The sequence below is a fragment of the Tumebacillus amylolyticus genome (genome assembly GCF_016722965.1).
In the GTDB taxonomy this organism is placed as follows: Bacteria; Bacillota; Bacilli; order Tumebacillales; family Tumebacillaceae; genus Tumebacillus; species Tumebacillus amylolyticus.
This window is the reverse complement of record NZ_JAEQNB010000014.1, coordinates 1-10,427: the sequence shown is the minus strand read 5'-3', so window position 1 is coordinate 10,427 and position 10,427 is coordinate 1. Positions and strand designations below refer to the sequence as shown.

Here is a 10,427-nt window from a genome sequence, read left to right as displayed (position 1 = left end):
CGGTCAACGTGGTAAGACCCCCTGTAGACGACAGGGTTGATAGGCTGGAGGTGTACGTGCCGCGAGGCATTCAGCTGACCAGTACTAATCGGTCGAGGGCTTATCCTAAGTTCTTGAATCACAACACAAAGTTTGCCGTCCGGTTTCATTATCGCGGGGTGGAGCAGTTGGCAGCTCGTCGGGCTCATAACCCGAAGGTCGCAGGTTCAAGTCCTGTCCCCGCAACCAAACGCAATACAAAAATGAAAGACCTGATCCGTGCTGCGGATCAGGTCTTTTTTTGCTTAGAAAAAGACGGGGATTGCGTTCAATTCGCTTTCTTGACGGGCACCCGGAACCTCATACAATCGGCCCGGCGCAAAGCGGTTCCAAAAGTGGCGCAGACCGGGCACGATCACTTTCACCACGGGCAAGCCGATGTCCGGTCGGGTGAGGTCGAGCACGAGCATCTCCAAACCCTTGGCTTCCGCGATCGCTTGGCACTGCAACACCGCCTCCCGCAGGTCTGTCATCGAAACTTGCGCAAAATCACAAGCCCGCTTCGCAGGAACTCCGTTATCAGGTCTCAAATATGGCTGATTCTCCACAGTAGCCGTCCGCCACCACCAACGGGTGATCTCATCTTGACGTTCCCGCTCCGCGAGGGCCGGGAGGAACTGGTTCATCTCGGTAAGGGCACGCAACAGCGCCACTTCCGGATCGAAATGAGCCCCAAACCCGCACAAAAGATCCTCTGTCGCCCCTTCAACCCTTCGACTGACCGCCGCGAACGTCGGAATGCCAAGATCGTGCGTAAGATCCAACACCCAGAACTCCCGCCCAAGCATCCGATAGTGCTCTCTCAACCGCTTCACATACCCCAACCCGAAACTTTCGACATCCACGGCTCCTCGCTTCAAACCGTTGTACCACCAGAGCGACACATGATCCCGTTCCACCAGTTCAAAAAAGCCTTGCAAGATCGCTTCTTCCACCGAGTTTCCCGCCGCACATCCATTCGAATCGGCATGGCTGTACACCGGACTTGGATAGCCAAAAAAACACGAAGACGTCGGCACGTACTTGAATCTCCGCTCCGTCATCGACCAAACGGGCGTCCACTCCAGCACTGCATTCTCATCAAACGGGAGCGGTATCTGCCGACCGGGCAACACATTGCGCGCATTCAGCTCGTCCCGCCGTGCAAACTGATCTTCGCTGTACAACATCAGCGAATTCGGATGCACCGCCAACTCACCCATTTGTAAAAAACTCGCTTGCACGCGTCGCTCGTCTCCCTGAAACCGTCCGGAGTATCGCTCGAGCGCCTCACCAAGCGCCCCCGCCTTGGCTTGTCCATCCGTAACACCCTTACCTCCACTATAGGAACGAAGCCCGCGACCTCCGGCATGGTTCACACCTGCCACGTAATTGTGAACCAACCCCTCGAATGACCCTTTGTTCGAACGCTCCAATTTGCGCACAATTCCTGTGACCGGGCTCACGTGGTGTCCAAACTTACGCAGCGTTTCTTCGGGAGCTGCGGTACGGTATTCGCCTGCAAGCACTCGCTGTGAAGTCAACTCAAACGGAGCAGGTGTTTCACCAATCGAGATGGGCTCCCCGCAAGCCGGACATTGCGGACGGCGCACCAAGTGATGAGTCTGAATCTCCATCGCGTGCAGGTCAAACGTTCGAACGGCACCGTGCAACTCATGCTGGTTCCCAAGAGCAATCGCCTTGACCACTTCACGCGCCGTCCATTCAAACCCCGAATCTGCAAACTCCAAACTTCCGGCAAACCTCCGCTCTCCGCGCAATCGCTGCGCCAAACATTCCCAACATCCCGTTTCCTCGGGACGAAACACCGGCCCCATCCAGAGCACAGACCCGTTCAACTTCGCCAACATCCACGGACGTCCGCTCGCCATAGCACGCTGATTGACCCCGGAAATCTCCTCTCGCAGATAATCATCCGTCAACACCACCAGGAAATCGCCGTCGTCCTCCGACCCTGCCATCACGGACAGCCCGACCTGCTCCAACGACCGCTTCAACCGTGCCAGCACTTCTTCACCGACGGGGCCGAACGACGTGAGGGACACCGTCGTTTTTTCCAAAAGACGGGCTGTGCTCGCATCCTCGGCCTCGCTCAACACCCCCGCTTGCTCCAACACCAACAACGCATAATAAACCTCCGCCGCCGGCACTTCCTCGCGCAATCTCTCCACGATCTCAGACTTCTCAACGCCCTTTTGCAAAAAAGGGAGCAACTTCACAAACGCGCTCCCTTCAAAAAACTCCGATCCCATCTCTGAGAGCACCACGACTCTCCGGGCATCCACGACTTCCATACGATACTTCGCATCTAGTGTTGGCTTCTCCATCTGCACAGTCCTTTTCAGCCGAATAGTTTTCATTAGTAAGTATACATCAACAAGCAGAAACCACCATGACTAAAGATTTACTGTAGATTATAATAAGAAGGTGCCTACCTGATATTCAAGCAGAGTTGGAGGGGACTTCATTGTTACCTGTCGCCGATTTTCAAGTCAACGACATCCTGCACCGGGAGAAAAAGTTCGTTCTCTACCGGGCGCAGTCCAAAACGGCGCAACAGCCGGTCCTGATCAAAACCTTTCAGGCGGACTATCCGGCTCCGAAGGACGTCCTGCAGCTCAAGCGCGAATACGAAATGACCCGGCGGGCTGCGTCACCCGGTGTGCTCGCTCCCTTGATATTGGAGCCGTATCAACACACGTGGTGGATGATCTTGGAGGACTGTGGCGGCGAGACGCTTCAGCAATTGTTGAAGAACGGGCCGCTGAGCCTCGATTCCTTTTTGGAGATTGGAATTCGCATGACAGATGCGGTGTTGCACCTGCACCGCAAGAACATCCTTCACAAAGACCTCCAGCCGGCCAACTTTTTCGTGCATTCACAGTTGAAGGTCGTCAAACTGACCAATTTTTCGAGTGCCTCGCTGTTGTCGGGGGAGCGCTCGGAGTTGGTCCAGCCTGACTTTTTGGAAGGATCGCTCCCGTACATGTCGCCGGAGCAGACGGGACGGCTGAATCGACCGACCGATTTTCGTTCGGATCTGTATTCGCTGGGCGTGATGTTCTACGAGATGCTGACCGGGCAGTTGCCGTTTCGCGCAGAAGATCCTGTGAACTTGATCTACCAGCATCTCACGGCCGAAGCGATGCCGCCGTCGCTTTTGATGGACATCCCGGAGACGCTCTCCGACATCGTGATGAAGTCTCTCGCCAAGAATGCGGAAGACCGCTACCAGAGCGCCTACGGACTCAAGTACGATCTGGAAAAATGCCTCCGCCAACTCACGGCGGACGGCATCATCGACGACTTCCCGGTCGGGGAGGCGGACCGTTCCGAACATTTCCGCATCCCCGACGTGCTCTATGGACGTGAGCGGGAGATGGGGACGCTTTGCTCCGCCTACGAACGCATCCGGCAGGGTGCCTATGAAAGTTTGCTGATCATCGGAGCACCGGGGCTTGGCAAATCGACACTTGGGCAAGAATTTAAGCGATACGTCATGCAACATCACGGCTTTTTTCTCATCGGCAAGTTTGATTCACGCAAGCAGGAGCCATATCAGGGGTTGTTGCAAGCGTTGGAGCAATTGGTTCATCAGTTGCTTGCAGAGAGTGATTCCAGCATTGCAGTCTGGGCTGATCGGATCCGCAAGGCTGTCGGCGTGAACCTGCCCGTGCTCACGGAAGTGTTGCCCGCATTGGAACTGATCGTCGGTGAGCAATCCGCGGTGGCGCAAGTTCCTACGATCGAAGCGAACAACCGATTCCGTTTGGCGTTGCAGAATTTGCTCAGCGTGTTCGCGTCTGAGCAACATCCGTTGGTGGTGTTCCTCGATGATTTGCAAGAGGCAGACCAAGCGACGCTCAAGTTGATGTCGTTTCTGCTGTCCGACCGAAGTCTTACACATCTGCTGTTCATCGGCAGTTGCCGCGAGGACGAATTGCCCGACCGGTGGACCAACGTCGTTCACACGATGCGCGCCGAAGGGTTGATACGAGACGTCTTGCTCTCGCCACTTCAAGTGGATCACGTTCAGCAACTGTTGCAAGATGCGTTGCGCTGTTCAGCGGAGCGTGCCTTGCGCTTCTCCCACGTGCTGATGGAGAAGGGCGGGGGCAACCCGCTTTTTGTAAAAGAATTTTTGCAGAGTCTGTACACGCAAGGCCATCTGTGCTTGGAGGAGACGACGGGCGAATGGAATTGGGACGAACAGGCGATTCGGCGCATGGAAGTCAGCGCCAACCAAGTCGATCTGCTCTTGCACAAGATTCGTCAACTTCCGGCAAGTACGCAAGAGGTGGTGCAAGTGGCGGCCTGCTTGGGTGGAACGTTTGATTTGCAATCGCTGCAAGTGGTGCTCGGGCGCGAACTGTCCGAAGTGGCGGACGACTTGCTGTGGGCGTTGGAGGAGGGCATCTTGCTCTCCAAAGGTTCAGCGTACAAATGGCTCTACGACATCCGAGAGGGTGAGGTGGAGCCTGACTATCTGGAAAGCCTCCCTGTCTCGTTCGAATTTCTGCATGATCGCGTCCAACAGGCGGCGTACGGCTTGCTCTCCGAAGAAGCCCGTAAAACGGTTCATCAAAAAATGGGGCGCTGGCTGGTGGATCGCGAAGATCGACTGTTTGAGCGGGTCAACCACCTCAATGAAGCAAAGGATTGGATCACAGGGGCGGAGGAACGCGAAGAGTTGGCATGGCTGAACCTCGAAGCGGGTCGGCGGTTGAAAGTTTCCACCGCCTATGAGCAAGCGCTGGATCATATCGCGCAAGGTATGGAACTGCTGACGGACGCCTGTTGGGAGACTCAGTATGCGTTGGCGATGGAACTGCATAAGGAACGGTTCGAGACCGAGTATCTGTGCGGGGCCGTGACGAAAGCGGAGACGTACTTCACGCAAGTTGTGGAAAACGCCCGAACGGCGCTCGAAAAATCGGTGGTCTACATCATCAAGATTCGCCTGTACAACTTCTCCGACCGCATGGAGGAAGCGTTGCGTACCGGGGTGGAAGGTTTGCGGGCGTTGGGTTTCCATGAGTCCTTGCACATGAGCCGGGCGGCTCGGTGGCGTTTCTATCAGAAGTTGAAGGACGTGGTGCTCAACCAACCTTTTGAGCAGCTGATCAACGCGCCGATGGCGTCCGACCCGATTGTGATCGCGCAAGTCGAGATGATGAACATCATGGGCATGCCGTCCTACCATCTCGACCAAGACTTGTACCACGCGCTGCGGGTCAAGATGATCGAAAGTTCGATGGAGCACGGATTGTCAGAGAAAACGGGCTCAGCCTACGTCGGGATCGGGGTGATGGTCTTGACGGAATTGGGGGATTATGAAACCGCCGATGCGCTGGGGCGGCTGGGTGTGGAGATGGAGCGTGCCGTCCTCGCCCGTCGTGGAGAGCGGGGCTATCGGAGCCTGCAATTTTACGCCAACGAAATTCAACGTTGGACCACGCACAACCGTGCGTCTGAAGAGGCGCTCTGGCTAGGGGCGCAACTGTGTCTGGATGCGGGCGAGTTGATGCGCGCCGTCTATTCGTTCGCCGACTGGGCACAACGCAGAGTCTACGGCGGAACGCCTCTTGAGGAGATCAAGCGCGATTTGCAAAATTTGATGAAAACGTTCGAGCGCAGTCAGTCCGCTTGGATTCTCTATTTGATCAAGATCACGTTTGGGTTGATCTACAACTTGCAGGGTGTGACGGAAGGGACGGCCAACTTGACGTATGAGGACTTTGACGAAGAGGCGTATCGGTTGCACGTCTTGCCCCAGCAAGCGGCACTTTGGCCAACGTGGTACTACCATTGCAAGATCCTCTTGCTGTACGTGGCGGGAGAACACGAGGCCATTCTCAACCTCATGCCTTCCATTTCCGAAGAAGTGGTGCAGTCCGAGTCAGACTTTCCGTTCCTGTACGCGCTGACGTTTGCCGCCGTCCATTCGCCGACCGCAGAGCAGCTCAAAAAATTCAAGAGCTACCGAAAACAGATGAAAAAATTGGCCGGTGTATGCCCGGACAACTTTTTACACCGCTCGTTGTTGATGGAAGCGGAAGGTGCAAAGGTCGGCGGACAGGTGCGAGAGGCAATGGACCTGTACGACCAAGCCATTGCCGCCGCTTCTCAAAACGGCTATCTGCATCATGTCGCCATCGCCAATGAATGTGCGGCCAAGTTTTACCTCGGGCTTGGCAAGCCACATCTCGCCGTGCCCTATCTGGCAGGGGCACGCTACGGATACCTGCAATGGGGGGCGACAGTCAAAGCTCGGCAGTTGGAGGCCGATTATCCGGCACTTTTGCAACAGCAGGCAGAGCGTGCGCCAACCAGAGAGAGCATCGATTTCATGTCGGTCTTGAAAGCGGCGCGAACCATCTCAGGCGAGATCGTCCTCGAACGGTTGCTGGAAAAATTGATCGAGATCGTCGTAGAGAACGCAGGGGCGCAAAAAGTCGTGTTCTTCATGCAATCTGACGAGGGTTTGAACATCGTGGCCCGCAAGTTGCCGGAGGAGGGGCATGTGCAGATCTGCGAACCGATTCCGTGGCAAGATGCGGAGAATTTCTCGCCGATGATCTTGCAATATGTAACCCGCTTGCAGCAGGCGGTCGTGTTGAACGATGCCGTTCGGGACGATGTGTTCGGCAAGTGTTCCTACGTCCGCGAGATGGAGCCGAAGTCGATTCTCTGTTTGCCGATTTTCAACCAAGGTCGCATGATCTCCGTGATCTATATGGAGAACAACCTCATGACGAACGGATTTACAGAAGATCGCTTAGAGGTTATGAACCTGCTTACCGCTCAGACGGCCGTCTCGATCGAAAATGCAGAACTATATCGTCGCCAAGTTCTGCTCAATGAAGCCTATGGCCGCTTCGTCCCTCATGAGTTCCTCCGTCTCTTGGGGAAAAAAAGCATCACGGACGTCGAATGGGGCGAACATGTGGAGAAGGACATGACGGTGATGTTTGCGGACATTCGGTTTTTTACGGCGTTGTCGGAGCAGATGACGCCGGAGGAGAATTTTTTCTTTCTCAATGGGTTTTTGCGTCGGATGGAACCGGTGATCAAGGAGAATGGCGGATTCGTGGATAAATACATCGGGGATTCGATCATGGCACTGTTTGACAAAGGGGCGGACGACTCCGTGCGGGCGGGGATTGCGATGCTGAGGAAGTTGCACATCTACAATGAACAACGCCTGAATGAAGGGCGGGAGATGATTCGCATTGGGATCGGGGTGAACAGCGGGCACCTGATGCTGGGCACGATTGGAGGCTATGAGCGGATGGACTCCACGGTCATCAGCGACGCGGTGAACGTGGCGGCACGGATTGAAAAGCTGACCAAGTCCTACAAAGTTCCGTTGCTGATCAGCGAGCATACCCGTTCCCGCTTGAAGCATCCGGAGCGGTATGCGATGCGTCCCGTTGATCTGGTCGCCGTGCGCGGTCGGACGAGTGCGGTGACACTGTACGAAGTGTATGAAGCCGACCCGCAGGATGCGTTCCAATCGAAGCAGCGATTGTTGCCTGTGTACGAACAAGGATATCACGCATACTGGAATGACCAATGGGAAGAGGCACGGGCTTGCTTTGCCTCGTATCTGGATAGTTTCCCGGACGATCCCGTTGCACAGATGTACTGGCACCGCAGCCGGAATTCTTGAGAAAAAAGAGACTGCCTCATCAAAGGGGCAGTCTCCTTTTTACAAGCAGGTCTTAGCCGTCACACAGTTTCGAGGTCATCGGATTAATGCCGGACGTGGTCTTCAGCGGCAGAACCAGATGTTGCACCGAGTCGGTATCTTCCACGACATTCACTTGCGTACCTTGCGGAACTTCAATGCCGTGCTCCGCGAGAACGCCGTGCGGGTCTTGTTTCAAACGTTCTTTAAAGCTCTCATCGGACCAAGCTTTGGCCACGACTTCGCCGTAGTTTTTATGCGTATGCATGTTGCTGTCCTCCTGATCATTTAAGGTATGTGTTTACTTTCAATTATACACTGTTTTACATGAAATACCAGATCATATTTTTACGTATGAAAAAAACTTGACGAGTGACAAGATTTGGGATACGTTGCGAGGGAAAGAGTTGAACCGAGGTAAGGGGGAGAAACGGATGATTTTGTTGGATCGGGTGACCAAGAAATTCAAGGACGTGCCGGCTGTCCGCGACTTGAGTTTTGAAGTAGGTCGTGGAGAAGTGGTCGGTCTGCTTGGGGAAAACGGAGCCGGTAAGACGACGACGCTTCGAATGATCTCCACCGTATTGACGCCGACGGAGGGGCGTATCGTCGTGGATGATCTCGACACGGTGAAACGCCCGGAGGACGTGCGTCGGCGGATCGGCATTCTGTTTGGCGGGGAAACCGGGTTGTATGAAAAATTGACGGCCCGCGAGAACATCACCTATTTCGGTCGGTTGTACGGAATGGATGACCGCACGATCCGCTTGCGGACGGAAGAGTTGGCGAGGCGGTTTGAGATGATGGAGTTTCTGGACCGTAAAGTCGGCGGGTTTTCCAAAGGCATGCGGCAAAAAGTCGCCATCGCCCGTTCCGTGGTTCACGACCCGGCCGTCGTGCTGTTCGATGAACCCACGTCAGGTCTGGACATCACCGCTGCGAACATGTTCCGCCGGTTGGTACAGGAGTTTCAAGCCGAGGGCAAAACGATTCTGTTCTCCTCTCATATCATGAGCGAGGTTGAACGCCTGTGCGACCGCGCCGTGATCTTGCATCGGGGCGAGGTACAGTTCAACGGGACGTTGGAGACGTTGTTTACCGACCATGGGAGTCGTGATCTCGATGAGATCTTCATGAAGCTGATCGGAACGGGGGGAGCGCGATGAAACGAGGATGGTGGATCGTTTTTCGCAAGGAGATCAAGGAGTTGGCTTCTGACCGCAAGATGTGGCTCGGTTCCATTTTGTTGCCGCTTTTGCTGATGCCTTGCTTGATGTTGCTGATTGCCAAGCTGCAGGCAGGGGCTGCCGAAGATGCCAAGAAAAACATCACCGTTGCGCTGATCGGACACAACGCGCGTGTCGAGCAAGCGATCACGAAAGTACCCGACGTGCATGTCGTGAAAGAAAGCGACCCGATGCAAGCGTTGAAAAATGGGGACGTCCGTGCCGTCGTCACCATCGATGAGCTCTTCGATCAGCAGGTGCAGGCTGAGACGCCCGCCACTGTCTCGATCGCGTACGATCCGTCGAACCAGAAATCGGAAGTGGCGCATGGGGTTGTACAAGGCGCTTTACAAGGGCTTGGGCAAGAGATGGCGGCGGAACGTCTTACGAAGTTGCAAATTCCGGTTGAGGCCATTACGCCGCTTGATGTGAAATCGGTGGATGCGTCTGATGACAATCAAAAAGCAGGCAGTGCGCTTGGATTTATCGTGCCGCTTTTGTTGGTACTCTCGTGTGTGACGGGAGCTATGCCAGTTGCGACCGACCTGATGGCGGGGGAAAAAGAGCGCGGGACGTTGGAAGCTTTGCTGACTGCGCCGGTGAATGCGCGGCAGGTGTTGACGGGGAAACTGTTCACCGTCTCGGCGATGTCGTTCGTCTCTGCGTTGGTGTCTACGCTGGCGATGGTCGGGACGATGAAGAATATGCCGAGGATTACGGGCAATCAAGATGCGAGTTTCTCCTTGTCATTTCTCTCGGCGGGGGATGTGGGACTGATCCTCGGGGCGTTGTTTTTCCTGGCGATCATGTTTGGGGCCCTGATGCTTGGCGTGTCGTCTCTTGCCAAGACGTACAAGGAAGCACAAACGTATCTGGCGCCGTTCATGATCGTGGCGATGGTGCCGGTGTATGCCACGATGATGCTGTCTGCGCAAGAGATTCCGGTGCAGTATTTTCTGTTGCCGGTGCTGAATGTGACCGCTTTGATGAAAGAAGTGCTGTATGGAGTCTTAGACCTGACGCATGTTTTGATGGTCTTCGGCAGTTCGGTGGTGTTCGCCGTCTTGGCTGTGCTTGTAACATCGAAACTGTTCCGCAGGGAGTCTTTGATTGTGAAGGGGTAGATCGAGGTAAAGTGCCGATTTCGGGAGAGATCGGCACTTTATTTGTTTGGTGGCGAAGATTTGTTTGGGTTTGTTCGAGGCGTGTGATTGAGGGAGGGGCGGCGGGCATGCTAAGATAGTCCCTGTCGCCGCGAGTGATGCGGTTGATGAGAGTCGTAAGAAGTTACCAGTTGACGCATGTCTGATAGATGTGGTATTTTGATTAAGTCGCTTCGGCGGCACAGCATTGATCCTTGAAAACTAAACGAGTGATAGATGAAGATCGATTCGAGTCAGTGAACCAAACTTTTATTGAGAGTTTGATCCTGGCTCAGGACGAACGCTGGCGGCGTGCCTAATACATGCAAG

General features: G+C 54.9%; 5 protein-coding genes, 1 tRNA gene and 2 rRNA genes. 6 read left to right on the top strand and 2 right to left on the bottom strand.

Going from position 1 to position 10,427, the window contains the following annotated elements; all coding sequences use genetic code 11:
- Window positions 1–108 (top strand): 23S ribosomal RNA (locus JJB07_RS23305); the annotation flags it as partial.
- Window positions 109–152: 44 nt separating this feature from the next.
- A tRNA-Met gene (locus JJB07_RS23300) sits at window positions 153–228 on the top strand.
- 56 nt (window positions 229–284) lie between these two features.
- Here the strand turns inward: JJB07_RS23300 and JJB07_RS23295 are convergent.
- On the bottom strand, window positions 285–2,366 hold the full coding sequence (locus JJB07_RS23295; protein WP_201638469.1) for a TOMM precursor leader peptide-binding protein: 2,082 nt from the start codon (window positions 2,364–2,366) through the stop codon (window positions 285–287).
- Between the two features lie 140 nt (window positions 2,367–2,506).
- On the opposite strand from JJB07_RS23295, the gene JJB07_RS23290 reads away from it, so the two are divergent.
- Complete coding sequence (locus JJB07_RS23290) at window positions 2,507–7,711, top strand: AAA family ATPase (RefSeq protein ID WP_201638468.1); 5,205 nt, start codon at window positions 2,507–2,509, stop codon at window positions 7,709–7,711.
- Between the two features lie 52 nt (window positions 7,712–7,763).
- On the opposite strand, the gene JJB07_RS23285 is transcribed toward JJB07_RS23290, so the two are convergent.
- Window positions 7,764–7,997, bottom strand: coding sequence for an NHLP leader peptide family RiPP precursor (locus tag JJB07_RS23285; protein ID WP_201638467.1), 234 nt, complete (start codon window positions 7,995–7,997; stop codon window positions 7,764–7,766).
- Window positions 7,998–8,163: 166 nt separating this feature from the next.
- On the opposite strand from JJB07_RS23285, the gene JJB07_RS23280 reads away from it, so the two are divergent.
- From JJB07_RS23280 to JJB07_RS23270, 3 genes are all read left to right on the top strand, one after another.
- On the top strand, window positions 8,164–8,895 hold the full coding sequence (locus JJB07_RS23280) for an ABC transporter ATP-binding protein (protein WP_201638466.1): 732 nt from the start codon (window positions 8,164–8,166) through the stop codon (window positions 8,893–8,895).
- Window positions 8,892–10,079 carry an ABC transporter permease gene (locus JJB07_RS23275; RefSeq protein WP_201638465.1) on the top strand — a complete coding sequence of 396 codons (1,188 nt, stop codon included), beginning with the start codon at window positions 8,892–8,894 and terminating at the stop codon, window positions 10,077–10,079. The genes JJB07_RS23280 and JJB07_RS23275 overlap by 4 nt, the downstream gene beginning before the upstream one ends.
- Window positions 10,080–10,366: 287 nt before the next feature.
- Window positions 10,367–10,427: ribosomal RNA gene (locus JJB07_RS23270) — 16S ribosomal RNA — on the top strand; the annotation flags it as partial.